Below are 26475 nucleotides of genomic sequence, written 5' to 3' on the forward strand. Positions count from 1 at the left end.
AGGGCGCTCGGTGCACCTCGCGTCGATCAAATGTGCAGAACTTGTGCAGAGATGTTAGCTGTCACAAGCGGCACGGATCGCCCGCATGTTTTCACCGTAAACCTCTGGTTTAGAAACGCTTCCACCGCGGAACACGGCAGAACCCGCAACCAAAACATCGGCACCCGCTTCGCGGACCAAGGGCGCGGTCGTTGGATCAACACCGCCGTCAATCTCGATATGAATCGGTCGATCACCGATCATTGCGCGCAGCTTGGCGACTTTTTCGATCTGGCTGTGGATGAATTTTTGGCCGCCAAAACCGGGGTTCACAGTCATAACACAAATAAGATCAACCATATCCATGAGGTATTTCACCGTGCTCACCGGGGTGCCCGGATTCAGTGCAACACCTGCCTTGCAACCCGCAGCGCGAATGGCTTGTAATGTGCGATGAATATGCGGGCCTGCCTCTACATGCGCGGTGATCACATCGGCACCTGCATCCGCAAATGCCTGAATATAGGGATCAACGGGCGCAATCATCAAATGCACATCCATAACGCCCTTGATATGCGGGCGGATGGCCGCACAAGTCGCCGGACCAAAGGTCAAATTTGGCACAAAATGGCCGTCCATGACATCCACATGGACCCAATCCGCACCCTGCGCCTCAATAGCTTCGCACTCCAGCCCAAAATTCGCGAAATCCGCAGACAGGATGGACGGAGCGATCTTCAAAGAACGATCAAACGACATGGGCGCACCTCATAGATAAACTTGCGCCAGCAGATAGCGTGGGTTTGCCGAATTGTCACGCCCAGAAGATTAATGCTGCATCGCAGCAACCACTATGTTACGTTAGGGCATGGCTCATGTTTTGCATCATAAAAACATCCTTCAAAATGGCGCGTGTATTCACCTCACACGGGCCACATTGACCACGCAACGCCCCAAAAACCTGCATTCGCATGATTTTTACGAACTATTCTGGGTGCAAAATGGCCAGGTCCGGCATCATCTAGGTGAAAAGGCCGAAGTCCTTAGCGAAGGAACGGTTTATTTCATCCAACCCGGCCAGCAGCACGCACTTCAAGGCAGAGGCGAACATGCCCTCGTTGTATCGCTTTGCATCCACCCACAGGTGATCCAGACACTTGGTACGCGCCATCCAGAATTACAAGGCAACCTCTTTTGGGCACAGTCCAAACTGTCGCAACATAAACGCGACATTCGGCAGCTAGCCGCATTGAACCACGCCGCTGTGTTACTGGAACACAGTAAATGCAACGCCCTCTCGGCAGAGGCGTTCTTGCTGCCACTCTGCGCGGACCTCGTTAGCGACCAACAACCCGAACAAACGCCTGCTTGGCTGGCCCAAGCCTGCCAAGCCGCAAAAGATCCAACAATCTTTCGCCAAGGGGCTTCTGGGCTTGTCGCCATCACCGGCAAAGCCCACCCCCATGTCAGCCGCAGCATGCGCAAATACTACGATCAGACTCCTTCCGACTTTATCAACGATATCCGCATGAACCATGCGGCGCGCGTATTGATAACCGACAGTGACCCCGTCAGCGTCGTCGCAGATCAGGTCGGCATCCCGAATATGTCGCATTTTCACAAATTATTTAAAAACGCCCACGGGATGACCCCCTTACAATACCGGCACCAATTCCAAAGCAATCTGATCCAGCCCCAAGGTTGACCCCCTCGCTTTGTTCAAAATACTCAAAAAATGGTTTTGATCATTTGATCAAAACTTGCCTTTAGGCAGTCAAACTGTCACTCTTGCTGCGCAACGCAGGAGGCCCCCTTGCACACGACTGAAACCACAGCTTTGCACCAGCTCCCGCAGGTGCAAGAACAACGCAATGACGGCATACCGCTCGATCTTGATTGGGTGATGGCCGCACAGGCAAACACATCAGCAATCGAGCGTCGCGCAGCCACGCTCCCTGGCCGCAGATCCGTCAAAAAAGACTATCAAGCCGCTTGGCTTTGCAAGGCGATCAGCTTGATTGATCTGACAACGCTGTCTGGTGACGACAGCGAGGGACGCGTGCGTCGCCTTTGTGCCAAGGCACGCCAACCCGTTCGGGCAGATATCCTTGATGCCTTGGGGATGACCGGCCTGACTACAGGCGCAGTTTGTGTTTATCACGATATGGTCGAAACCGCCGTCGATGCCTTGCAGGGATCCGGCATTCCCGTCGCCGCCGTCTCAACGGGTTTTCCAGCCGGATTATCCCCGTTCCACCTGCGCATCGCCGAAATCGGCGAAAGCGTCAAAGCAGGTGCCGAAGAGATCGACATAGTTATTTCGCGCCGCCATGTGCTGACGGGCAATTGGCAGGCCCTCTATGATGAAATGAAAGAAATGCGTGCCGCCTGTGGCGACGCCCACGTCAAAGCAATCCTTGCCACAGGCGAACTGGGCACCCTGCGCAACGTCGCGCGCGCATCGCTGGTTTGCATGATGGCCGGGGCAGATTTCATCAAAACCTCAACTGGCAAAGAGCCCATTAACGCCACATTGCCTGTGACCCTAACCATGATCCGCGCGATCCGAGACTATGAAGAACGCACAGGGATCAAAGTTGGCTACAAACCCGCTGGCGGCATCTCCAAAGCCAAAGACGCGCTTGTCTATCTGGCGATGATCAAAGACGAACTGGGCGACCGTTGGCTACAACCTGACCTGTTCCGCTTTGGCGCATCCAGCCTATTGGGCGATATCGAACGGCAACTCGAACATCACGTCACTGGCGCATATTCCGCCAATTGGCGTCACGCGATCGGATAAGATCATGACCATCAAAGAAATCTTCGACACTATGGACTATGGCCCCGCCCCCGAGAGCGCCACTGACGCGCTGAAATGGATCGCAGATCGCGGTGGCATCGCAAGTCACTATATCAACGGCAAATGGGGTGCATTGCGCGACGATTTCGCGACGAACAACCCAGCGACAGGCGAAAAACTCGCCGGGGTGACAAAAGGCACCGCAGATGAGGTCGCCGAAGCCGTCAAAGCCGCCCGCAAAGCACAGCCCGCATGGGCGAAATCGGGCCATGCGCGTGCAAAGGTTCTTTATGCTATCGCGCGCTTGATGCAAAAACACGCCCGGCTATTGGCCGTTTTGGAAAGCCTTGATAACGGCAAACCGATCCGCGAGAGCCGGGATATCGACGTGCCATTAGCGATCCGCCATTTTTATCACCACGCAGGCTTTGCGCAGTTGATGGACGACGAGCTACCCGACCGCGAGGCATTGGGTGTGTGCGGCCAGATCATCCCGTGGAACTTTCCGCTGTTGATGCTGGCGTGGAAAATCGCTCCTGCTTTGGCAATGGGCAATACCGTTGTCCTAAAGCCCGCCGAATACACACCGCTGACCGCGATGGTGTTTGCCGATATTTGCACACAGGCTGGTGTGCCTGCTGGCGTTGTGAACATCGTCACTGGTGACGGTGAAACGGGTGCCGCGCTGGCAATGGCTGAAGTCGATAAAATCGCCTTTACCGGATCGACCGAAGTGGGCCGCAAAATCCGCGAAGCAACTGCCGGATCGGGCAAGGCGCTATCACTCGAACTGGGTGGCAAATCCCCCTATATCGTCTTTGACGATGCCGACATCGACAGTGCTGTCGAAGGGTTGGTTGACGCCATTTGGTTTAACCAAGGTCAAGTCTGCTGCGCCGGGTCGCGTCTATTGGTCCAAGAAGGCATTGCTGATCGTTTCTATGCAAAGCTCAAGACGCGCATGGATGGTTTACGGATTGGTAACCCTCTCGACAAATGTATCGACGTTGGCGCCATTGTGGACCCGATCCAACTGGATCAGATCACTAAAATGGTCAGCGCAAATACCGAAGGCGAAACCTATCAGATCGCCGCACCTGACGGGTGTTTCTACCCTCCAACATTGATCACAGGGCTGTCGCCGGCATCGACCCTGATGCAAGAGGAAATCTTTGGCCCGGTTCTGGCCGCAACAACGTTCCGCACGCCATCCGAGGCCGTCGAGGTTGCCAACAACACCCGTTACGGGCTGGCGGCATCGGTCTGGTCTGAAAACATCAATCTCGCACTTGATATCGCGCCGAAACTGGTCGCAGGCATCGTTTGGATCAACGGCACCAATATGATGGACGCCGCCGCTGGCTTTGGTGGTGTACGCGAAAGCGGCTTTGGTCGCGAAGGCGGTTGGGAAGGCTTGTCAGGCTACACCAAGCCAAAAACAAAACCTAAACCGATAAAACCAGCACAGATTTTTGCCGGGACCGATGGCGCGCCCGTCGATCCACTCGACCGCACTGCAAAGCTGTATATCGGCGGCAAACAAGCCCGTCCTGACGGGGGATATTCGCAACCTGTCTTTTCCGCCAAGGGCAAACTGCTCGGTCATGCGGCGATTGGTAGCCGCAAGGATATCCGCAACGCGGTAGAGGCATGTAATGCCGCCAAAGGGTGGTCCAAAACCACCGGCCATCTACGGGCGCAAATACTGTATTACATTGCTGAAAACCTATCTGTCCGTGCCGAAGAGTTTGCCAACCGGATCAACGCGATGACAGGTAAAAAATCTGGCGCGGCAGAGGTCGATGAAGCAATTCAGTCTCTCTTTAGCGCTGCTGCATGGGCCGATAAATTCGATGGTCAGGCGCATGGTGTGCCAATTCGTGGCGTTGCCTTGGCGATGAAAGAATCCGTGGGCACGATTGGTATCTTGTGCGACGATCGGCCACTTGCAGGGTTGGTCGCGGCGATCGCCCCGGCCATCGCGATGGGCAACCGCGTTGTCACCGTTCCGAGCCACGCTTACCCGCTGGCTGCAACAGATTTCTATCAAATCCTTGAAACCTCTGACGTGCCCGCGGGTGTCGTGAACATTATCACAGGTGATCACACCGCGCTCTCGGCAACGCTTGCCGCGCATATGGATGTGGATGCCGTATGGTCATTCTCAAGCGCGGATATTTCTGGGCCAATCGAAAAGGCAAGTGCTGGCAACCTCAAGCGGACATGGGTCAACAACGGGCATGACTTGGCCCCGACGGCCAAGGATTACCTCTATGCCGCGACTGAGGTCAAAAATATCTGGATCCCTTACGGCGAATAGCTGGAAAACACACAATCGTCTCGAAGCGCTCGGGTGCTTCGAGACGCTCTTTGCCTAACGGTCAGTGGCGGCGGCCACAAATTTGTCGAATTGAGATGCAAATCACATTCACAACAAGTTATTTATGGGGACTTCATGTTTGGCTGGTTCAAAAAGAAAAACAACAGCACCTCAGATACTTATGACGGTGAAGGGATATTTATCAAATGCGAGGGATGCGAAAACTATCACCGCGCGCCTGATCTGCCAGATTTTGATGACGCGCTAAAGGCGGCATGTGCTCAACTGAGCGAGAGTAGCCAACGCCTATACGAGACATTCAAAATTCGTGGCCATGACGGCCGCTGGAATGTTCTGCCCGAAGAAGGCACATTCTATTTTACGAATTCAGACGGGCGACGTTGTTTTGCCGATTTCAGCCTCGTCGGATCATGGATCGAGCAAACACATTCGTGGATGTGGGGCTGGGGTTTGCCCGATACGCATATCACTGACGCCAATCGCAAAGCGCCCGATCTAGCGCGCGCTAAAGGGATTGAGAATGACTGGCCTTGCCTCACCACAGCAATGCTGTTGCTGAATGATCATGAGGCTTGGCACTTGACCGAATACGCCGCATCGCTCGCGCAATACCCTATGGTCTACCGCGCAAAGGTGAATGAAAAAGCGTGGTCCTTTTTTGCAATTGATACACCCGTCTGGGAAACCTAATTGCTGACAGCTTTATAGACAACTGAACACGGATTGATCCGCTATCAACCAAAAGAAAAGGCCCCGAAATGCGGGGCCTTTGGTCATTTCTTTGATCGCCAAGTATCCAGCCAGCGAGATATCCGCCCACGACGCTCAGCCATATCGGCTTGGACCTCATCAACCTTGTGGCCTGCGCTATCAAGCAGTGGATCAACGGTGCGTTCGCGGAACTGGCGCCACATCGCCCGCACAAAGACAATCGCACAGATCAGCGACAAGAAGAACACGATGCTCGCCCATGGGATCACGGTCGCATCAGGACCGGACACCGTACGGATCGCAATCGCATTGGGATAGATGCTCGCCCAGCGAATACGCCAACCATAGTGCGTAATCACAACCCAATCGTCGCCCTTGGCCAGATTTGCCGCCTCGGCCTGAAGATCGGAACTGTCGAACTTAAAGTAAGGAGGCCAAATCCACCCTGTGTCTTCGTTGCGATAGACCATAACCTCAGCGCTGTCGCGCGGGATAAAGCCAAGCAAGAATGTCTTCTGTTTGCTGGTATTGATGAGCCGCAAATCACGTGTCGGCTGCTCGGTCGCTCCGCTGTCTGCCTGCGCATAAAACAACCGATTATAAGAGCTAAAGTCGGTACGAATTACCTCGGTCGAGGTCAGTTTCACGATGTCATGCTGAGGCAGCACATAGTGACAAAAGAGACCGAAAATCAAAAAGACGAGAACACGAAAAGCGATCTTAATCCGGTGCATGAGAAGTCCTTAGTTCGTGTTAATGACATAGATGATCGACGCGACCACAATGGTTGGGACGACGTAAACAAGACCGATCAGCTTAGGCCGGATCGAACTGTTGTAGGCCGCCATTCCCTCGGCGACATAGGCATCGCGGGCATCTTGATCAATGCTATCCGGGTGATCGGCGTCAAATTCTTTCTCGAGCCGTTCACGCCGAACCGAGCGCGAATAGATGGAAATCATCAGATAGAGAATGCTTAGCCCAACAAAACCAAAAACGACCAGACGTATAAATCCCATCAGCCCCTCCTATTCATCGCGCCCCATGGGCCGACCCGATGAATGATATCCGGTTGCCGCGTTGGAACTGGCTCTTCCATCGGTTCTTCATGCCCATACAGCGCCTTGCGTGTACCTGCCTTATCGACTTGATACTCACGATCAAGAAAATCAGCAACATAAGCCCGCTTTTCGTCGGGCCACGTCGCATAAGCGCGATAAAACGCATCTTTGTGACAAATGAATAGCTGGCGCACATCTAGCGGCGTCAGCTCGGCCAGTAGCATATTCACCAAATCCGCATCGGCGTGGTTCTTTGCCCGTAGGGTATAGAAATATGCGGGGTGCTCTGACGTGATTTTGGGCCATGGACCATCATCTGACGCCCACCGCAACAATGCGGCCAGCCCCTGCCACGCCTCTGGCAATTGCCGCGCGTAATTGCGGCCAAGTCTGCGCAGATCGCGTCGGGTTGCACCGCGAAGGCTTTCGCCCATTTCCACAGCAAGCGAAGCGACGATGAAATCCATCTTTTGCTTCAAAATCGCCGCCGCATCGACCCCGCGCGCCGCGATGATTGGTTCGACCAAATCATTCAGATGCAAGAATTTCGCGATGGCCGAGCGATCTGAAAACTCAAAGGTAAATGGGATGGGCAGCTTGCCGAGTTTCTCTTTCCCCTTGGGGACAATCGCGGCTGGATGTTCGACGCCTCGAAACAAATACATGCTGCCAAACAGATCCGTCCAAAAGTTATCTTGGACGAACTCCATCTGCTTTAGCTGAACTGGATTGCGCACCACGTCACCAGTCTTTTTCGCGATCCCAATCATTTCGGCGATCAAAACATCATCGAACCAAGCGTCTGGCTCTGTCTTGAAACGATCAATTTTGCGGCCCAGCTTTTCTGCCATCGCAACGGTGCCGCGTGTGGTATCAGCCTCGATCCTAATCGAACGGATATCAAACAGCCGCGCTGGTGTGTCCGCCAAATACACCGAATTAACCAGCTCTCCTGCCACTGCATCGCGTGTCGTCAAAGCAAAGAGTTGCGATCGATTTTCAGCTATGAACTGCTTGAGAATCCCCCGCGCCATTGAGAACTTTGCATTCAGCAAAGGCGCGCTCGCCTGATCGGTCGTCAACAAGATGAACTGTCGGTTCACCCCCGCGTGGTTGAGGTAAAGCTGATCGTCGAACTCATCCCCGATCTCAGGGCTAAAACCCGATATATCAATATGAAACACATCCAGCGCGGTTTCCTTGCCAGTGAGATGTTTAAGCGCACGATTGTACCGTTCAACCAAGATCGGGCTATCCACCCTGACCAAGTTGCCAAACATCAGACCTTTTTCAATTAGCCGGTGCATGATGCGCCCCCATCTACCATGTTTTCTCGACCCATTTGCGGGGTAATGATGCGACCGACAGTAGCATAATCGGCGCCCAGATGATTGCCGACATAAGGCCAAGCCGCACAAAGAATGCAATATTCTCAGCCATGCCGACCGACGCGAATTGGCCCCATGATGCGCCCTGCCACTGGTACAAGCAGACGAAAAAACCTGCTGCAATGATCACCAGCAAAACGGCTGACAAAAACGCATTCAGCATTAGTGGGGCCACACCTTCTGGCAGGATACGCCCCAACAAGCGTGGCACAAGATAGCCAATCACCGCGATGACCAACGCAGGCAAAAACAGGCTGTCGGACACTAACGCCATATCACAAATTCCGCATTACGATGTGGTCCCGGAACACGTCTGGGACAGCGTTGCGTAGACGTCACCCCTTGCCCTCCAGATAACGCTTCTTTGCCTCTTCTTGCCGGCCGAAATCGCGCACCATATTTTCGATCGCGACTTCGTCAGATTTATCCGCATAGCGGAACTCACTATCGGCGTAGCGGTTGATTTCCTGAACCACCATATCAACAGTAATTGGCACGCGCAGATCGTTGATCATTGCTTTCTTGGTATCGTAATCCTTGAACAGGAATAGCTCTGGGTTCTCCATCCACTCGTCTGGCAGTTCGAAGTCCATCGCGCGAACTTTGACTGCGTCGGTGATATTCTTGATCGCACGACCGGTGAACCGTTCATCCGCTTCTTGGATGGCTTTCAAATAGGTCCCAAGTTTCGCAATGGTATCAAGCTCTCCGATCTGCGCTGAAACACGGTCATAGACATTCAACAGGCCAACCTCTTTGGGGCGGGCATGTGCATCAAATGACGCCGCAACCGCCTTTTGGATTTCCTGAGCGCTAAACACCGTGTGTTCGCCAACCGGGATGTCGTGATTTTTGCCCATGAGCAGATACAGGATATCGATGTAATCCTCGCGCGTCTGCGGCCCATCAACCAAGAACCGGGCACCCGCACGTTGACGCAGGGCATCATCGACGTTCTCGGGATAGTTCGAAAACATCCCAAAAGTACAGTTTCCACGCACAACGGTATTTGCCCCTGCAAAACTCTCCATCAAGACGGCAGTGATCTCCAATTGCCCGGCCGATGACTGTCTGTCACCACGTTTACCAGCGAGCTGGTCAATGTCATCAATCGTCCCAAAACCGATTACATGTGGGTCAATGACATTATTGATAAAGGCCTTAGCGTTTTGTCCTGATTTCCCCTGATAGCTGTCAATATTATCCGTCGACAGGTTCTGATAGCGAAACGGATAGCCCGCAACCTGACAGTAATCATTGATTAGACCCGCCATCATCTGGATCAGAGTCGTCTTACCCGTTCCGGGCTTACCATCACCCATAAAGGTAAAGATAAATCCACCCAATTCGGCAAAGGGATTTAATTTGCGATCAAAATCATAAGCCATCAGCATTTTGGCCAGCTTCATCGCCTGATACTTGGCAATGTGATTGCCCACGACCTCATTCGGCTTTTTGAAGGTCATGGTTAAACTGCTGCCCTTGGCCTTACGGGCGGGGGTAAACCCCTGAACAGTAAAGTCGTCCGCCTCAACGCGCCAAGTCGCATTGCCAAAAGGCTCCAGTCGACCTGCGGTAGTTGCGCGCTGTGAAACGCGATCCATCAACTGTTCACAATAGGCTAGAACCGTCGCAATGAGCGTAGCTTCATCCTTGGCAAACTGTCCTAGCTTCTGGTCCAGTTCCCAAATGGCACCATGCAAAGCCAAAGGAGCGTTGTCGGTCAGCACCTCATCGACACTTCCAACCTCAACACTCGCCTCAGTGCTATGACTGGCAAGCAAATAGGCCGTCGCATTGGCAAATGTGTACAAAGCAATCAAGCTTTCTGCAGCAAGATATTCTGTGAACTCTACGGACCGTTCAGATGACAATCGCCCTTCAAGGTTGATACGCTTCAGCTCTGTCAGCGGGGTCAAATCCGCATATGCATCCGCCACAGCCAGCGCAATCGACATCGCGCGACGCAATCCATGTGCCACCGCAGCCTGCGCAGGTGATGTCAACGGATCATCATCATCTGTCTCAGCCAAACGGTCCAACAACCGAACACCGCCAGCAGTCGCAGTCGTACGCGATAGCAACCCAGGCGTGGTCGAACGAAACCGACGACGGGTCGCCGCGACATCTGGCGATTTCTCAGGCGCCTCAAGTGACAGCCGTGCCTTGGCCAATCGCGGAGAGTGATCAAGCCGCATAAGCATTTCGGCGGCAGGCACATAATGCTTGCGAATATCTTCTTCGCGCAATTCCATTTGATCACTTGTCTGGCTCATTGCCCACCCTCGCTTTGTTCAAAATACTCCCGCCGGAGGCCAACAAATTTCTAGAAATTTGTTGTTCTACCGGTAGCTCAATACGCGACCGTTTTCGCTCACTACAAATTTGCGCACGCTCCCAAACCCCGGTGGGTTTCGCTCAGCCAGGGCCTGATAAGGTCGTTCAGGCATGATCAAAGACCGTTCCATCCGCGTTGCACCTGTCGCGGACCCGCCAGCCTCAAAAACGTCACGCGAAAATATCTGACGCTCGACCGACCCAAACCAACCCGACTTTACATGCTCGACCCGCTCCGAAACCAACTCTTCCTCAGTCCAAACCAGCGCCCAATCTTCGCCCACGGGTGAATTTGCTGCCTCGAGCACTTCCCGCAGCGGACCTGATTGACGGGTAAAGGCGTGACTATACATCGGGCCGATATGCAAACGCCGCAGCCGCGTTGGATGCAGATCGTCAAAATCCTCGTCAAAACCTTTGGCGATGGTCAGCAATTTCAGGCCCGCAACGGATTGCGCCATAAGATGCGCCTGCGCCTCGGGCCAGCGACGTTCATCTTTGGGTAGGCCCGTACGGCCCGTATCCTCAAGCTCCATCAAATAGATGGTCGGCAGATTGATTTGGCTATCATAGACAGCCCAATGCACCAAGAATTCGCGCCTATCTTCTTGATTGCGAACCCAGACGGCCTGCGGGTCATTGCGCGCCCAAAATTGGTCACCGCGGGCGAGTTCTTCGTAATAAAGCCGCTGTGACAGGGCGTATTGCAGTTTTGTTGGGATCGTTTGATCACCTAGGATAACGCGGACCATCTGGTCTTTGAGTGTTTCAACATCGGGCATGGTTGCCAAATGACGCTCCGCTTGCTGCGCGTCGTTGGCCATCTCGAGCAGTTCTTGATAGACCGGAAACCCGCTTTCCACCCGATCAAAGGTCAACGCCCCTGCGTGCGCAAAACGGCCCGCAAAATGGTATTTGTGCGCCAACGCGGTAAAGGTCCAGTTCAACCCGACTAGATATCCCGCCAAGGCCTCAATATCGCGGCGGGTAAAACGCCCCTCGGCCTCCATTGTTGCCGCAACCTTGGTCAGGTAACCCGTGATCCGCGCGAACTTGCCGAAATAGCGCCGCGTGACATGGGTATCTTCGAGCTTCATGTGGTCAGCTTGAAGGTTAGTCATCCTTCGCAATCCTCGGTCCACCAGCACCCTGCATCAACAAATTCTCGTATCCTTTTGGACCAATTAGCGCCATTAGCACCGCAAAAACCGAAGCCTCAAAGAGCCGCTCTGTCAGCTCGGGCAGCCCTGACCAACCGTAGGGCCATGGGTGGAACGCATCCGTAAATGCCAACCCACCAAACAATGAAACAAGAAAAATATTCCGGCGTTTCACGCCCTACTCGGCCCCGTATTGATTGCTATCGTGCTTGTCCACGATCGCCTGAAAGCGGCGCACGAAACGCTCATCTGCTTTGGCTTTTTGCTCCAGCACTTCGCGGGCGAAAACCATGTGATCTTCGTGGGCTTCCATCATGTCGGCCATACGCGCGTTGGTAGCGGCACCGATGGCGGCCATTGCGGTTTGGGCCTCTTGGTCGGTTTTCACACCAATTTCGTTAATCTTATGCGCCACATCCTGCTGTTGCGCAGTCTTAAGGGACTTCGACAATGCATCGTACAACACGACGCGCTGTTTGGTGTCTGTCTGCAGTTTGTTGATGAGAACCATCTGAGTGGCCGCTTGGTTCTGCAAGCTGTCGATCCAGGTCTTACCCTTTTCGATATAACGCTCGAGCGTCTGCGACTTGGCCAGCTTGACCTGCTCTTGTTGAACCATCTCATTGTAGCGCGTGTTCAGCGCAGCCAGCTCTGTTTCCAGTTTGGTGCGGGCGGCAGCGTCTTGTTCGACAGAGATTTTGCCTTCAAGCGTGATGATTTCAGGATCAACGGCCAGAATTTCAGCGCGCACCGCCTCAAGTTCACTAACGACCAGTTCACGTTCTTGCAGGGTTCCGCCCAAATTGGTTTCAACGCTTTGCTTTTGCTCGTTCAGGACATTCAACTGCCCTTCGAGTAACTTCATAATCACATCAGATTTGCTGATCAGGTCTTGCAACTTGTCATCAATTGACGCGGTACGCATGCGCTCTTGACGCATGCTTTCGGACTTTGCCTTGCTAAAAATACCGATAAAGGTCTCCATCCCGGTCTTTGAGCGCATGTCCTCAAAGTCCTTGGAGAAGGCAGCCGTCACATCATCCAAGCCCATAATCAGCTCGGCAATATTCGCGGTCATTTCCTCGGTGTGGGCGTGGACGTCTTCTAATGTCGCATTTTCGATGTCGACCGAAATATCTGTGCCTTCGGCCATCTTTGTGCGAGCCACTTCAATTCGGCTGGTCAGCTCTGAAATCTTGCTTTGCGCTTCGGCAACTTGCGCTTGTGATTCCTGAATCTGAGTTTGAAAATCCGCCATTCAAAATTCCTCTATAACTCTGTGATAACAGTAATGTAGGAACTGTTAACATCATTTTCAAACGCACGGCAAAGTAATCCGTGCGTGTCAGGCGCAATTCTTACAAGACGTGCCGCCAAAATAAAGCGCTAAGCGTCATCAAAAACCGGTGGATGATCTGCGGCCACGGCCTCTGGGCCAAGCAACTCTTCGGCGTCGATAATTTTCGGAGGCAATTCGATCCCGCGTTCAAAGTTTTCTGGATCAACCCGCAGCGATTCTGCCTCATCACGAATGTGGACCCGCATAGGAACATCAATCTGGTCGAACAGATGAATGATATCCTGATTGAACATGCGGATACAGCCGGCAGACCCGGAATTTCCGATAGATTCGAGATCGTTGGTGCCGTGGATACGGTAGTAGGTATCGCGTGACCCACGATAGAGATACAAGGCGCGCGCGCCCAGAGGGCTGCGTAGTCCGCCGGGAATACCTGCCGCCAGATCGCCGTAAACCTCGGGTTCTGTGCGCAGCATATTTGCGGTTGGTGTCCAGCTTGGCCATTTGCGCTTCATACGGATCGTTGCCGTACCACGGATAGATTTACCTGCACGCCCAACGCCCACGGGATAGCGCGTTGTCGTGCCATCTTCGCGGACGTGGTACAGGAATTTAGCAAAGGGATCGACGTCAATCGTGTTGCCGCGCTGTTCCCCGTTGTAGATCCCCGAAGCGCGCCGGTTCACACCTTGTAGATACTCAGATGGGATCCCCGGCAGCCGATAGCCCGCATCCTCAATCGGGCCATACCCTTCGACGAAATCCTCTGCGGCTGGCTGCGCATCCGGATCAGCATCTGGATCGGCACAAGCGGCAGCCGTGCTCGCCAACAACATTGCGCCAAACGAACGGCGAGTGAGATAAGTCTTGGGTCGCATGAGTAATTCCCGTGGTTCAACCTGTCTGTCTTAGCATTGTGACCTGACAAGACAAAACCGCAAGCCAGAGGAATTCTGCAGATGCGCCATATCCGTGACACAACCGAATTTCGACAGATTAATGTTGCGTAGCAGTAAGAAGGCTCGCCTCGTGTAGCTTGAGCGTGCGCCGTGCAGAACGGTTAAACTTGTCCGGCGCAGTGACCAATTCCGGGAAAAGAGCGATCAGTTCATCAAACGTTTCTTTTTCCTGCTGACTGACGCTTTGCGCCGAGACAAGGAAGCTTTCGCTTGGGATGCCCTCTGCGTAAATAATCTCGTGACGTTCAAAGACGATGTGGAAATATTCCACCTCTTTGCCGCGCTGTTGGTAAATGCTGTCGCCGTTTACCAAATGCTTTGCTGCGACCAACACCTCGCCTTCGCCGAACATCACCTCGGCCTGCCAGCCGGACATCAGCATCCGGTGCTGCGGAGAGACGAGCAAGTCACGCTCATTCCCCAGTGCGCCTTTCGATATCACAATCGGCGCAAAGCGCCCGCGCGCTGAAACCGTGCGGGACACGACATGCAGCACCGGCTGCACGCCATTGTCGACAGTATGCACCTTGTCCCCTGCGGTCAGTTCCTCGACAGGAATCTCACCGCGCGTTGTCATGATCCGACTACCCCGTACAAAGCACGCCAGATTAACATTGTCCGAGGTCAGGTCGCTCGCGTTCACCCCAGTCAATGTGATCGAACCACCACCAAGCGACGCGTTGTTCAGGACGCCATCGTCATTCAGATCGGCGCGCGCTTCTGCGAGGTTGCTGTAAAAGGCCGACAGATCAAGCACATCGTTGTTTGTGGCATCGCCGTCATCCAACACCTGCCCGGAACCGGTGTTAAAGTCGGTGATTACATCATCGCCATCACCCGCATTATAGACAAAGGTATCGTTGCCTTCGCCGCCGGTTAGCGTATCGTTGTCAGCCCCGCCAATCAGGGTGTCATTGCCCGCATCACCGTCAATGACGTCATTACCTGCGCCACCGTCAATGACATCGTCACCTTCTACTCCGGCTGGAACCCCTGTTGTTGAATAGGATGGCCCCGGCGCGCCGCTAAGCATCGAAGACGTTGCCAAATCTTGGTTGGCCCCACCGGTATCTGGCCCATTGACCGTCGCCCCCAAGACGTTCCCGCCAAGATTTTCCCAGTATCGAATTTGGATGATATAGGTTTCGCCGGCAGCGAGCGTCACCGTTCCGCTTTCGGTTTCGGGCGGCTGGTGGTCATCGTTATCGAGGTAAGTATTGCTTGCGCCCGGTGACGTCTGAGAATCCCAAGTCACCAAATTCCACGATGAATCAAAAATCTGCAGCGTCGAGCCATCGTCAGAGGTCGTCGAAAACTGATAAGTACCGCCCGAACCGACGGTAATTGTGTTCGTGTAGATTACGCCAAAATCGCTTGGATCGCCCGTTGTGCCGCGCACCGTGTTGGTAATCGCTTCGACGTTAAAGTCGGTCACATAGCCCGATGCTGTGCGCTCGCTCGTATCAAGGCCGATGTCAAACGCCTGATTATCGCTCGATCCAAAATCGTGATCAAAGGTTTCAAAATGCCAAGCGTTCCCGACCGGCCCATCACCACGCAAAACATCATCGCCGGCACCGCCAGCGATGTTGTCGTTCCCATATCCGCCCGTTAGCTGATCAGCGCCAGATGTTCCGGCAATACTCTGATCCTTTTCGGTCGCAGGGTTATTGCTATCGTTATCCGCCATATAGGCCGCCCTTATGAGCAAAGCGGCAATTTACTCTTTACCGCAAATACAATGACTGCATGCTGCTCACTATTCAATTTCGCCCCTGAATCGTAAGGGCCAATAGTTAATAAATAAACCCTAGACAATTCAGCGACAATTACTACTATGGCGTCCCCCTTTTTGGCAAATGTATCGGAAATTACCCCACCACGTTGAACGCGGGCCCGTATGGGTACTGGGTAATATCCTCGTTTCCATCTTCTGTGATTATAAGGATATCATGTTCCCGATAGCCGCCCGCTCCGGGTTTTCCTTCGGGGATTGTCAACATCGGCTCCATCGAAATCACCATGCCAGGTTCCAGCACCGTGTCGATATCTTCGCGAAGTTCCAACCCCGCCTCGCGTCCATAGTAATGCGACAGAACGCCAAACGAATGTCCGTATCCAAACGTTCGATACTGCAGCAAATCACGCTCTGCAAAGAATGCATTGATCTTAGCGGTGACCTCTGAACAACGCGCGCCAGGAACAAGCAACGACATACCGTATTCATGCGCCGCGACATTCGCCTCCCAAATGGCGAGGCTGGCAGCATCGACATCCTGTACAAATAGCGTGCGCTCAAGCGCGGTGTAGTAGCCACTAATCATCGGAAATGTATTGAGCGACAGAATATCACCCCGTTCCAGCACACGTGCAGTTACAGGGTTATGTGCGCCATCGGTGTTAATCCCAGATTGAAACCACACCCAAGTGTCACGATACTCTGCATCAGGAAACCGTCTTGCGATTTCAAGTTCCATCGCGTCGCGCCCAGCCATTGCCACGTCAATTTCACGCGCGCCCAGCTTGATCGCATCGCGGATTGCATAACCACCGACATCGGCGACGGCGGCACCAGCGCGGATCAGTTCGAGTTCAGCAGAGGATTTATGCATGCGCTGACGCATCGTGATTGGCGCAATATCAGTGGTTTCGGCCGGTGTCATAAACGCCATCAGTTTTTCAAACTGCAACAGCGCGATGTGATCGGCTTCATATCCGACATGCGCGCCCTGCCCCGTAACGGAAACAATAGCGCGCCAATAATTGTCACGCTCCCAATCGGTGTAGGTGATGTTATCGCCATAACACCTCCGCCAAGGCTGCGCGGCATCGATGCCTGCACTAATCGTTACGCAATCATTTTGCGTCACCACCAACCCATAAGGCCGCCCAAAGGCACAATACAAAAACCCCGAATAATAGGCGATGTTATGCATCGACGTAAAAACCGCCGCCTCAATCCCTTGGGTTTGCATCGCTGTACGAAGTTTAGTCAGGCGCGCCTCATATTCGGACGCCGGAAACGGTAGGACTTCGGCACCTTGGTGAAAACGATAATATTGTGGACGTGTCGTCATGTCAGACCCTTGCGAAAAGGTCCCGGCGTTCAGGACAGAAATGTAAAGAAATCGCAACGACGCCATCGCTGCAAAACAAGGCTAAGCCGCGAAGTTTCGCAATGCAATAAAAAGGGCCAATCAATGCTAGGGCCTGCACATATCTTCGGTTAGCGTAATCGCACCCAAACCAACCGAGCACGACATGCCCATTCAACAACAATTCGCCGAAACATTTACCCGTAACATTGGACCGCGACCCAAATTCGCAACCGCTGTCGCCTATGCCCGAGGCACAGACGAACCCTTTGTTTTAACCGCGGGGCCCACGGTTAAATCTGGCACAGAAATGGTCGCCGATGACGCGGCCTGGCATATTGGTTCAATTAGCAAATCCTTCACCGCCACGCTGATCATGCTTTTGGCGCAAGACGGGCTGCTTTCCTTGAGCGAACCCATCGTACAATATCTGCCTCAACATGCCGATCAAATGCATGCCGACTGGCAGAACATCACGTTACAGCAACTTCTTGGGCATAGTGCTGGGCTTATGGCGAATGCCCCACCGCACCTTATGCGGCAAAGCGGCCACGACCGCGCCAGCATCTTGTCAAACCTTTGGAAACAGCCAACTCCCCTTGAAACAGGGCAATTTGTCTATTCCAACATCGGGTATGTTATGGCGGGATTCATCGCTGAAACGATATGCCAGTCGCGTTGGGACAACCTGATCCAAACAAAAATCGCGAAACCATTGGGGCTAAACTCGCTTGGGTTTGGCGCCCCGGATCACCCCCAGGTCGCATATGGGCACCAAAGCATCCTTGGCTTCAAACGCCCAATTCCCCCTGACCATTCCAGATCAGACAACCCAAAATGGATGGGACCAGCCGGCGGCATACACCTAAGCATGGCAGACCTGATCCGTTGGGGGCAAGCGCAGCTAGGAGATATCGTTCCCGGCGTTTTATCAGATGAGACGCTGCAACTGATGCAGAAAGCGGGGCCCGGGGATTATGGGCTTGGCTGGGTCGTAGACCCGCAGCACGCGCAGGCGCCCGTCATCTGGCATAACGGGTCAAATACCATGTGGTACGCAAAACTGTGGATCGCACCAGAGCAGCAAACAGTTACAGCGATTGCCACCAACGTCTTTGCACCCAAACAAAGTGATGCACTTCTTGATCAGCTAACCCCTGACCTGTTCATGGCATAAACAAACCCAGATCAAAGAACCGCGCTCTAACAGCCAATGCTGTGCGTTAAATGAAGCAAGTTAAGCCCTCGAAACCCCGAAGCGCAATGGCCGCTTTGAGCCCTCTTTGCCAAATTTCTGAATTGCCGCGAGCGGTTGCTATTACGGAAGACGACAAAAACGTACAACAACAACTTGGTTACTGAACGGAGTCTACTGTAGGGGCCTACCAGACGGTGCAAGGCCCAGTGCTTCACACAACATTGCATGAACTTCCCAGCGCTTTAGAAGGGTTGCCTGATCCACTGGACTACCATAACTTGTACAATGATCTGTGTTACAAACACTCGGGTCCGCGTTGAGGTCTAGGAGGTGTCGTATAACAGTGATCGACGACCATGCTACAGCTGAATGAAATGCCGTATAGTTTAGATTCAGACACTGGTTAACATCAACGCCAGCAGCAACCAGTTGGTCGATTATATTGAGCACAATTGCGGTTGCACCAGCTGGATCACCGTTATGTGTAAGATGGTAATCGCTCTCAAGTTGCAGGGCGTCCATCAACGCTGAAAATCCGTCCTCGATATAGTGAACATCAACGCCCTTGCTAAGTACCCACTCTACAGACTTTGGTTCTCCCGATCCTATTGCAAGGCTTAACCAATAGCGTCCTGACCACGGATCAACCCCATGCGGCAATTCACTTGTCGCCGCTATCTTCTCGAGGCGCGCAATATCGGCGTTACTGAATGCGTCCCAAGCCTCTTCGAATTTGGGGAAATCTTCATCCTTAAACAAAGCTCTGACCTTCCCTTGTCAGTCAATATTTTGATTTTCAAGCCTTAGCCTTAAACGCTCCCAAAAGAAGTGTTTGTTGAAGCCTCTCTGCAGGCCGACATTGGAGCAACCGCAGCGAAAGAGTGCTTTGTCCGCATTGCCGACCCCTGTCGCAGACAGTTCCCTCAGGTATTTTGGCAGGCAGCAAAACGACATAGCGTAGGGCCAATCGGGTGTTCGGCCCCACGCTGCACTATTTAGGGCAAAGGGCTCGCTCTAGCGCCGCCCTTTCTTTTTCTTCTTGTTCAGCCAGAATGGTGGCACATCGCCAGCCATCATACAGCCGTAGGGGTCGATGTAGTCGACGATCTCTGCCAAATCGAATTTCTCGATTTGCCTCACAACATTCGCTGCGTTCTTATACGAAGACGGCAGTTCTGACACGTCGATACCACCCGCCGGGAATCGAATGTCGAGCCCCTGAGCCTCTTGTTCGAGCGCCTCTTGTGCGGTCATCTCACCCATGCGGCGTTTGTGTTCAGAGCGCGAAAAGTTACGCCCAGCGCCATGCGGTGAAAACCCAAGACCATGGTCGGCGTCTTTCCCGCGCACGACAAGAACTGGCTGCGCCATATTCAACGGAATGAGCGTCAGCCCAGTCGCATCATTGGCGTATTCGCCCCATGCTGGCGTTGCGCCTTTGCCATGCAAAAACAAATCACCCCGTTTGAAGACAAAGTTATGCTCGTTCCAGAACCGCTCACCCGGCTGCGCACCTGACGCCTCGACAGTCGCCTGATGGATGGCGTTGTGATTTGCTTTGGTCCACTTGCGGATCAATTGAAGCGCGGCCCAGTAGTCTTGGCCGTCGTCCGTATCTGCCGGAATCCACGCATTTTGCTTGAGCGTCTTAGGAGACAGCTTGCGGCGGTATTTCTCTGCCACTTCCATGCCAAGCTTGTACAGCACAGCACCTGGCCCACGTGAACCGTGGTGCGTCACGATGGCCGTGCGCCCCGTGTTGCGCGAGCGTCCAACGAACAGGAAATGGTTCCCATCGCCTTGCGTTCCAAGATGCTCAACCGCCATGCGGAGAATCTTGGGATTGCTCAGGAAACGGTTTTCTCTAAACGCATCCATCAGCTTTTGCGACAGGGTAAAGCGATTACCATTTTGACGCCCACCCGGACCAAAATGTGTGACCTTCTCGGCGGCATCCAAGACGGTTTTGGGGTCGATATCGCCCAAGTCCGTCATCATCACCGAACAACAGATATCCGCAGAGTGCATGCCGGGATGAATGGCGTTTTTGGCCGCGACAACCCCACCTACAGGAATTGTACCTTTGGGACCCGCAGGACAAGCATCTGGCATTACAGCCGCTGCCGTCACCGTCGGAGTGCGCATGACAGCCATCATCGTTTCACGCACCATTTCAAGATTGGTGATCTCGTCCGCGTCATCCCCAGCTTCGATATTAAAGTGGAATGGCACCTCGTCCGCTTTTTGCAACGGAAGCTGCGGCGGAGGCGCTGGCGGTTTCATACCATCCAGTTTGGTCTGAATTTGTGCCGCATCATAGCCCGCTGCGGCTGCCGCTTGGGCAAATTCCAACAGGCGACCGAATTCCGGCCCCGGGGTATGCCCCCATTCTTTCAGATGTTCACCAGTGACTTCTACGTTCGTCATTTTCTTTGTCTCTTTAGTCCGGGGGACAAGTCTTCGTGAGATGCGTTTCCGCGACCGTTTTAAGCGATGTATTCCCACGGGCATTCCCCCGGACAATCCTTTTATCTGGCTGGAAGGACAGGATTCGAACCTGTAACCTACGGTACCAAAAACCGGTGCTCTGCCAATTGAGCTACCTTCCAAAATTGGCTCGGCTGGTAGGGGTCGAACCTACGACATCCTGATTAACAGTCAGGCGCTCTGCCACTGAGCTACAGCCGAATAGTGGTGGGTAGACCAGACACATATGCATCTGCCGCAAATGCGAATTTGCATTCGAACCTACCCAGTCGAAACATGGTGCCTAGCGACAATGAAAGAGTGAAACGTTACGCGCTCTGCCACTGAGCTATCCTGCCATGGTAGCAGGAGTGGGATTCGAACCCACGACCTCGACATCCAAAATGTAGTTCCACTCAGCATTCGCTAAGCAAAAAATTAACTCTGGCAACAAACAAGGCGTGAAACAAAGAACTGCTCTACCAACTGAGCTACACCAACAAAATCAGCGGCGGGGTTCGAACCCGCGACCAATTGTAGTTCCACTAGCATTTGCCAGAAATGATTTAGTCTTGGCGACAAGAGTAAAGAAACAGTCTCGGGGTCCCGCCCCCGTTCCAAACGGAACGGTTTGCCGTATGGGCGCACGCAAGGAGGGGAATTGAACCCGCTCGGATGCTCCCGCATTTGGTGCGATGTAGTTCCTTTGGCATTCGCCAAGATAATGTCTGGGCCTTGGCAACAAGGTTGGGATGAAACGAGGGGGAGTGCTCTGACCACTGAGCTAAAATCGAACCAGTTTCCTGGATACGATATGCAGGATTTGAACCTGCGACATCTCCCGTGCATGTAGTTCCATCAGCATTTGCCAAGGTATTTATCTATCGGTTCCGACGACAAGACGGGGTGAAACGATAATAAGCTACATCATTTGCATGACGGCGGCACTTGAACCCGCTCCTTCGACATATCAGCCGACGCTCTAACCTGTAGTTCCACCGGCATTCGCCGGGTGTTCTTCCTTTCAGTTTACGTTCGTCAATGGCGCGTTCACGCCAGAATTCTCGGGTTGGGTCAGGCTTTTTCGCCTGACCCCGTTTTTTAGACCTCAACAGCCTTGATTTGGCCGACCCAGTGGTCTGGTCCCATCTCGCCGCTCGCAAAAGCTGCAATTTGGTCAAAGACCGTGTCCGAGAACCCACCGATGTTCAGAACATCGTCGCGTTCTTTCGCCTGTGTCGTCCCATATGGGGCGATGTCTATGCAGACCAATTTGGCCTTTGGGTTGCGCTGTTTCAGCTCTTCCCACATGCGCATCATCGCTGTGCCGTTGTCACCATATTGGGCATGCGCCCAAGATTGGTTATCCGACACCATGATCACCAGATCCGGCGCGCGCCCTTTGACCTTTAGCCACTTGAACGGCGCGGTGCAGTCTGTCCCGCCACCCCATTGCTCAGACAAACGCATTGCGTTGGTCATAATGGTGTCGCGTGGCTCTAGCCGGACATCACGCACTCGCAATTCAAACGGCAGCACAGTGGCCGAAGGGTTGCGACGCAATATTGCGGCAGACACCAACCCGGCAACGTCGACAAACCGTGTCACCGTTGTGGCACCATGGCGATAGCCTGTGACCGGACCGGACATGGACCCAGACACATCTGGACACACAACCACCTGACCACGCAATCGCGGTACGTTGCGCACCGATGTTTCCATCGCATCGTGCAACGCGTCCCGGATCTCTTGCGGCATATCGGCCGACATCGCCTGATAGGCAGTCATCAGCTGATACGGAAACACCCGCGCCTTTGCGATCAGCTCTGGGTTCCGCAGACGATCCGCGATCAAGCGGCGCATCTTTGGTATGGCCAAGACACCATGACGCAAGAACGTGTTCAGGTTCATGCGGGTCATCTGCCAAGACGCCGTTTCAGCAATTGTCGCCCACTGCTTTGTCGACAGCGGTAGCTGAGTCAGCATCTGGAACGGAACGTCCGGCACGCGGCCTTTGCCCGTCTCTTTGAACCGCAGGAAATCCTGCACAGCTTGCGGCAGCAATGCCACGTCACATGGTTTTCCGATCACCCAAGCAAACAAGGCTTCACGTTCCTTGCTTGCCGGTTTCGGGTGGACCATCTTGATCACATCAGCAAGCGATGGGTCGTTGCCGACATTCGCCTGCAAGATCGCACGATCAGACGCCGCGTTCAGCCAGTTCGCAACCATCCGCTTTGGCGCAGTACCAAGCGATTTACGCCCCGTTTGCCCAGACCGCATGATCTGCACAAAGGTCCGCAGCATTTTGCCGTTGTCCACCACGCGCCCAAAGACGCGCTGGAACAAAATCGGGTCACGCCCCGCCAAAACCGCCAAAAGCACAGCCGGCATATCCTTCATATGCCCGTTTTTACGGGTATACACGGCAGCCTGCGCCAGAAATGACGGATCAACCGTATTTGCCAGCTCTACCGTGCGGGCCAGTTCATCCAGCGGCGTTTGATAAAATGTCGCGCCGAATGTTCCGGTCATTGCGACCTGAGCAAGCGCATGCGCATCTGTGTACCGATATGCGGCTGCGTCGACAGCATTAACTGTGTCTGTTTTTGGCAGCAACCGCCCTCTCAGCGATGCAAACACGGATTTGTTTGCCATTGTCTTCGTCCTTCGTTTCGTTTGTGAGGATGTTTTGCCCCAAGCCGTCGCAAAGAACGAAAGAAAAATGAATTACCGCTAGCGAACTGATATAAAACAACTATTTTAAATATTGCCAAATCCACAACAATTATTACGATACAAGAATATCGTATATTATAAATTTGGATAATCATATGAAAACGCAGGTGGTTATTGGCTTCCTCGGGACGACTCTGGACGCTGGCAAACGCCGCAGATGGCGGCCTTCGGTACAAATCACTCAGCATGATGATTTTCCTGTCGATCGGATTGAGCTGATCCATAGCCGTCGCTGGTCGAAACTGGCCAATCGGGTCAAGGAAGATATCGAAAGCGGCTCTCCTAAGACCGAAGTCTTACTGCACCAAATAGAGGTCGCCGATCCGTGGGACTTTGAGGAAATGTACGGCGCGATGTACGACTTCGCACGCGACTATGGCTTTGATGACGAACGCGAAGACTACTTTATCCACCTGACGACCGGGACACACGTTGCGCAAATCTGTTGGTTCCTCCTTGCAGAGGCGCGCCATATCCCGGCCAAGCTCGTCCAATCCGGTCCGCCACGCGGCGACGATCCAGATGCGGGATCAATACAGGTCGTCGATCTCGATCTATCGAAATATAATGCCCTGCAGCAACGGTTTGATCTTACGACCAAAGAATACAATACCCTGCTCAAGGGTGGGATCGACACCAAAAACCCTGCCTTCAATGATATGATCGACAGGATGGAAATTGTCGTTTCGAACTCTGACGCGCCGTTGTTGCTAATGGGGCCAACAGGAACTGGTAAATCCGATCTCGCTGCACGGCTTTATGAGCTCAAGCTTCAACGTCGCCGCATCAAGGGGCGCTTGGTGCATGTGAACTGCTCGACCTTACGAGGCGAACGCGCAATGTCGACCCTGTTTGGACATCGACGGCACGCCCTGCCCGGCGCCAACTCTGAACGCGCCGGCCTCTTGCGCGAGGCGGACGGTGGGGTTCTTTTCCTTGATGAGATTGACGAACTTGGACTCGATGAGCAGGCGATGATCCTGCACGCGATCGAAACCGGGAAATACCTACCGCTTGGATCAGACTATGAAGTCACCAGCCGCTTTCATGTCATCGCGGGCGCTGGCCGCGATCTTGCGGATCTCGTTGCGACTGGGCGTTTTCGTGCGGATTTGTTCGCCCGGCTAAACCTATGGACATTCACCCTGCCTGCGCTTCGCAACCGCCCCGAGGATATCGCCCCAAACATCGCACATGAAATGACCCGGATGGAGAAACTCTCGGGCACCCGCGTGACCTTTAACGCCGATGCGCTAGAGCATTACCAACGCTTCGCGACCGATCCCGGCACGATCTGGCCTGGCAACTTTCGCGATCTGGGCGCATCTATTCAGCGTATGTATACGCTTGCCCCGCAAGGGCGGATTACCAAGGCCATGGTCCAGACCGAAATTGCAACGATCAGTGGTGTTTGGCGCACGGCACACCAAGACCCTGATATGGCGCTCTTGCACGCGGTCATCGGATCACGGGCCGACAACATCGACGAATTTGACCGTGTTCAACTCGCTGCGGTCATCCGCGCCTGCCGCCAAAGCGCAAGCCTGAGTGCCGCAGGGCGGCGTCTATTTGCGGCCTCGCGCGCGACGAAAACCAGCAAGAACGACTCTGATCGTCTACGCAAATACCTTGAACGGTTCGACCTCGATTGGAACAAATGCCAAGAATAGCAACCAGATCAAGCGTCCCGCCCATCGGGATATTCGGCAGGCCCCTTGATTTCCAGCTTATTGCCAAAGGGATCAAAAATGTAGAACGAATGTCCGACGCCACGCGCGCCGCCGTGCTGGGCCTCTCGGTCAATTGGCACGTTATGGGCAGCAAGATGCGCGCGCATCGCGTCCGGCGCAAAGGGGCTGGTGGCGATACAGACGTGATCAACATTGCGACCACCGGCAACTGGCGGCACAGCAGCTTGCGCGCCCGGATGCGTAACATCCCACAAAACAATCAAGGCCGCCCCAGCCCAGACTTGCTCCATCCCCATTGCTGGGTAGGAATAGCCAGCCACGCACCCAAGCACGTCATGGTAAAATGCCAGCGCCTTGGGCATGTCATCCACGATGAACACCACATGGTCGATCCCAACCAATGAAAACGGTGGAGTGCTCATTCCGTATCCCATTCAGGGCACCATGGCCCATTGACCAGCCGCATCCCGCGTTCCAGCTTGGTGATCCGTGCGTGTTCAGCCTCTGACAATGTGATATCGGCGGCGGCGAGGTTTTCTTGAATGCGGGCAGGCGAACCAGAGGACGGGATGATGACATGCCCCTCCCTGAGCAACCACGCCAAAGCAATCTGGCTCGCGGTTGCGCTGTGGTTTCTGGCGATTTCGGTCAGAACGGGATCATCTTTGACCGCCCCGCGCGCCAAGGGCGAATAGGCCGTGATCGGAATATTTTGCGCCCGGCAATAGGAAACAATCGGAACATTTTGCATAAACACATGCAGCTCAACTTGGTTAGTCAAGATTGGCCGATCCCCCAACAGATCGAGGGCCTGCCCCAGATAGTGTTTGGTAAAATTCGAAACACCGATATTGCGACACAGCCCGGAATCATAGACCTCTGCGAATTGGGCCACGTAATCATTGATGTCGTACTCGTCGTCGATGGACGGATAATGCAGCAACAAAAGATCAACGGGGCCGACCCCGAGCTTTTCGAGCGAGGCCTCGACATGTGGTCGTATTTGCCCCGGCCCAAAGCTCTCAGGCGCGACCTTTGTCGTGACCCACAGTTCCTCGCGCGGCAAAGCGAAATCTGCAATCGCTCGCCCGACGTGTTCTTCGTTTTGATACCCTTCAGCACCGTCAATATGGCGATACCCGGCCTCTAGCGCGGCAAGCGTCCCGCGATATGCCTCCTCGCCGGGACGGTTCCATGTGCCGTAGCCAATTTGCGGAATATTTTGCATCAGATTCCCCCCTGTAGCA

General features: G+C 53.8%; 23 protein-coding genes and 2 tRNA genes. 6 read left to right on the forward strand and 19 right to left on the reverse strand.

The annotated features are described in order from the left end of the window. Nucleotides 1-54: 54 nt before the first annotated feature. Entirely contained in the window at nucleotides 55-738 is a 684-nt protein-coding gene (rpe, locus tag TW80_RS12340; protein WP_045997743.1) for a ribulose-phosphate 3-epimerase, read from the reverse strand. A 178-nt stretch (nucleotides 739-916) separates the two neighbouring features. Between rpe and TW80_RS12345 the strand changes: the two genes are divergently transcribed. From TW80_RS12345 to TW80_RS12360, 4 genes are all read left to right on the forward strand, one after another. Then, a complete protein-coding gene (locus tag TW80_RS12345; protein WP_239450545.1) occupies nucleotides 917-1684 on the forward strand; it encodes a helix-turn-helix transcriptional regulator in 768 nt (255 codons plus the stop codon). A gap of 198 nt (nucleotides 1685-1882) precedes the next feature. Beyond that, a complete protein-coding gene (deoC, locus tag TW80_RS12350; protein ID WP_342585906.1) occupies nucleotides 1883-2782 on the forward strand; it encodes a deoxyribose-phosphate aldolase in 900 nt (299 codons plus the stop codon). A gap of 4 nt (nucleotides 2783-2786) precedes the next feature. Continuing rightward, the gene (locus tag TW80_RS12355; RefSeq protein WP_045997746.1) at nucleotides 2787-5102 is read left to right on the forward strand and encodes an aldehyde dehydrogenase family protein; all 2316 of its coding nucleotides are present in this window, start codon (nucleotides 2787-2789) and stop codon (nucleotides 5100-5102) included. A 135-nt stretch (nucleotides 5103-5237) separates the two neighbouring features. After that, nucleotides 5238-5813: a DUF6882 domain-containing protein gene (locus TW80_RS12360; protein WP_045997747.1), complete on the forward strand. Its 576-nt coding sequence runs from the start codon at nucleotides 5238-5240 to the stop codon at nucleotides 5811-5813. 83 nt (nucleotides 5814-5896) lie between these two features. Here TW80_RS12360 and TW80_RS12365 read toward each other — a convergent pair whose 3' ends face one another. The 11 genes from TW80_RS12365 to TW80_RS12415 all read right to left on the reverse strand — a co-directional run bounded on the left by TW80_RS12365 (nucleotide 5897) and on the right by TW80_RS12415 (nucleotide 17116). Then, nucleotides 5897-6568, reverse strand: a complete 672-nt coding sequence (locus TW80_RS12365; protein WP_045997748.1) for a DUF1523 family protein — start codon at nucleotides 6566-6568, stop codon at nucleotides 5897-5899. A gap of 9 nt (nucleotides 6569-6577) precedes the next feature. After that, the gene (locus TW80_RS12370; protein ID WP_045997749.1) at nucleotides 6578-6853 is read right to left on the reverse strand and encodes a hypothetical protein; all 276 of its coding nucleotides are present in this window, start codon (nucleotides 6851-6853) and stop codon (nucleotides 6578-6580) included. Further along, nucleotides 6853-8202: a DUF6638 family protein gene (locus TW80_RS12375; protein WP_045997750.1), complete on the reverse strand. Its 1350-nt coding sequence runs from the start codon at nucleotides 8200-8202 to the stop codon at nucleotides 6853-6855. The genes TW80_RS12370 and TW80_RS12375 overlap by 1 nt, the downstream gene beginning before the upstream one ends. Nucleotides 8203-8215: 13 nt before the next feature. Further along, nucleotides 8216-8557 (reverse strand): hypothetical protein, encoded by a 342-nt coding sequence (locus TW80_RS12380; RefSeq protein ID WP_045997751.1) that lies wholly within the window; start codon nucleotides 8555-8557, stop codon nucleotides 8216-8218. A 61-nt stretch (nucleotides 8558-8618) separates the two neighbouring features. After that, nucleotides 8619-10559, reverse strand: a complete 1941-nt coding sequence (locus TW80_RS12385; protein WP_045997752.1) for an AAA family ATPase — start codon at nucleotides 10557-10559, stop codon at nucleotides 8619-8621. A 66-nt stretch (nucleotides 10560-10625) separates the two neighbouring features. Further along, nucleotides 10626-11741 carry a hypothetical protein gene (locus TW80_RS12390; RefSeq protein ID WP_045997753.1) on the reverse strand — a complete coding sequence of 372 codons (1116 nt, stop codon included), beginning with the start codon at nucleotides 11739-11741 and terminating at the stop codon, nucleotides 10626-10628. Further along, nucleotides 11734-11955: a hypothetical protein gene (locus tag TW80_RS12395; RefSeq protein ID WP_045997754.1), complete on the reverse strand. Its 222-nt coding sequence runs from the start codon at nucleotides 11953-11955 to the stop codon at nucleotides 11734-11736. Before TW80_RS12395 ends, TW80_RS12390 begins: the two co-directional genes overlap by 8 nt. Nucleotides 11956-11958: 3 nt before the next feature. Then, nucleotides 11959-13038: a hypothetical protein gene (locus TW80_RS18215; RefSeq protein WP_045997755.1), complete on the reverse strand. Its 1080-nt coding sequence runs from the start codon at nucleotides 13036-13038 to the stop codon at nucleotides 11959-11961. A 128-nt stretch (nucleotides 13039-13166) separates the two neighbouring features. After that, nucleotides 13167-13958: a L,D-transpeptidase gene (locus TW80_RS12405; RefSeq protein WP_045997756.1), complete on the reverse strand. Its 792-nt coding sequence runs from the start codon at nucleotides 13956-13958 to the stop codon at nucleotides 13167-13169. A 118-nt stretch (nucleotides 13959-14076) separates the two neighbouring features. After that, nucleotides 14077-15729: a Hint domain-containing protein gene (locus TW80_RS12410; RefSeq protein ID WP_052700981.1), complete on the reverse strand. Its 1653-nt coding sequence runs from the start codon at nucleotides 15727-15729 to the stop codon at nucleotides 14077-14079. 181 nt (nucleotides 15730-15910) lie between these two features. After that, on the reverse strand, nucleotides 15911-17116 hold the full coding sequence (locus TW80_RS12415; RefSeq protein WP_045997876.1) for an aminopeptidase P family protein: 1206 nt from the start codon (nucleotides 17114-17116) through the stop codon (nucleotides 15911-15913). Nucleotides 17117-17300: 184 nt separating this feature from the next. On the opposite strand from TW80_RS12415, the gene TW80_RS12420 reads away from it, so the two are divergent. Beyond that, nucleotides 17301-18311, forward strand: a complete 1011-nt coding sequence (locus TW80_RS12420) for a serine hydrolase domain-containing protein (RefSeq protein WP_045997757.1) — start codon at nucleotides 17301-17303, stop codon at nucleotides 18309-18311. Between the two features lie 192 nt (nucleotides 18312-18503). On the opposite strand, the gene TW80_RS12425 is transcribed toward TW80_RS12420, so the two are convergent. The 5 genes from TW80_RS12425 to TW80_RS12445 all read right to left on the reverse strand — a co-directional run bounded on the left by TW80_RS12425 (nucleotide 18504) and on the right by TW80_RS12445 (nucleotide 23456). Then, the gene (locus TW80_RS12425; protein ID WP_045997758.1) at nucleotides 18504-19091 is read right to left on the reverse strand and encodes an ankyrin repeat domain-containing protein; all 588 of its coding nucleotides are present in this window, start codon (nucleotides 19089-19091) and stop codon (nucleotides 18504-18506) included. A gap of 255 nt (nucleotides 19092-19346) precedes the next feature. Then, on the reverse strand, nucleotides 19347-20759 hold the full coding sequence (locus TW80_RS12430) for an RtcB family protein (RefSeq protein WP_045997759.1): 1413 nt from the start codon (nucleotides 20757-20759) through the stop codon (nucleotides 19347-19349). Between the two features lie 106 nt (nucleotides 20760-20865). Further along, a tRNA-Gln gene (locus TW80_RS12435) sits at nucleotides 20866-20941 on the reverse strand. 4 nt (nucleotides 20942-20945) lie between these two features. After that, nucleotides 20946-21020: transfer RNA gene (locus TW80_RS12440), tRNA-Asn, on the reverse strand. Between the two features lie 879 nt (nucleotides 21021-21899). Further along, nucleotides 21900-23456 (reverse strand): vWA domain-containing protein, encoded by a 1557-nt coding sequence (locus tag TW80_RS12445; RefSeq protein ID WP_045997760.1) that lies wholly within the window; start codon nucleotides 23454-23456, stop codon nucleotides 21900-21902. A 176-nt stretch (nucleotides 23457-23632) separates the two neighbouring features. Here TW80_RS12445 and rtcR point away from each other — a divergent pair, with 176 nt between their 5' ends. Further along, nucleotides 23633-25207 carry an RNA repair transcriptional activator RtcR gene (gene rtcR / locus TW80_RS12450; protein ID WP_045997761.1) on the forward strand — a complete coding sequence of 525 codons (1575 nt, stop codon included), beginning with the start codon at nucleotides 23633-23635 and terminating at the stop codon, nucleotides 25205-25207. Between the two features lie 8 nt (nucleotides 25208-25215). Here the strand turns inward: rtcR and TW80_RS12455 are convergent, their stop codons facing one another. Both TW80_RS12455 and TW80_RS12460 read right to left on the reverse strand, forming a co-directional pair. Continuing rightward, nucleotides 25216-25650, reverse strand: coding sequence for a VOC family protein (locus TW80_RS12455; protein ID WP_052700982.1), 435 nt, complete (start codon nucleotides 25648-25650; stop codon nucleotides 25216-25218). Beyond that, nucleotides 25647-26456, reverse strand: a complete 810-nt coding sequence (locus tag TW80_RS12460) for an aldo/keto reductase (RefSeq protein WP_045997763.1) — start codon at nucleotides 26454-26456, stop codon at nucleotides 25647-25649. The genes TW80_RS12455 and TW80_RS12460 overlap by 4 nt, the downstream gene beginning before the upstream one ends. Between the last annotated feature and the right edge of the window lie 19 nt (nucleotides 26457-26475).

Origin of the sequence: Loktanella sp. S4079, from assembly GCF_000967725.1 — a bacterium.
Lineage (GTDB): Bacteria > Pseudomonadota > Alphaproteobacteria > Rhodobacterales > Rhodobacteraceae > Yoonia.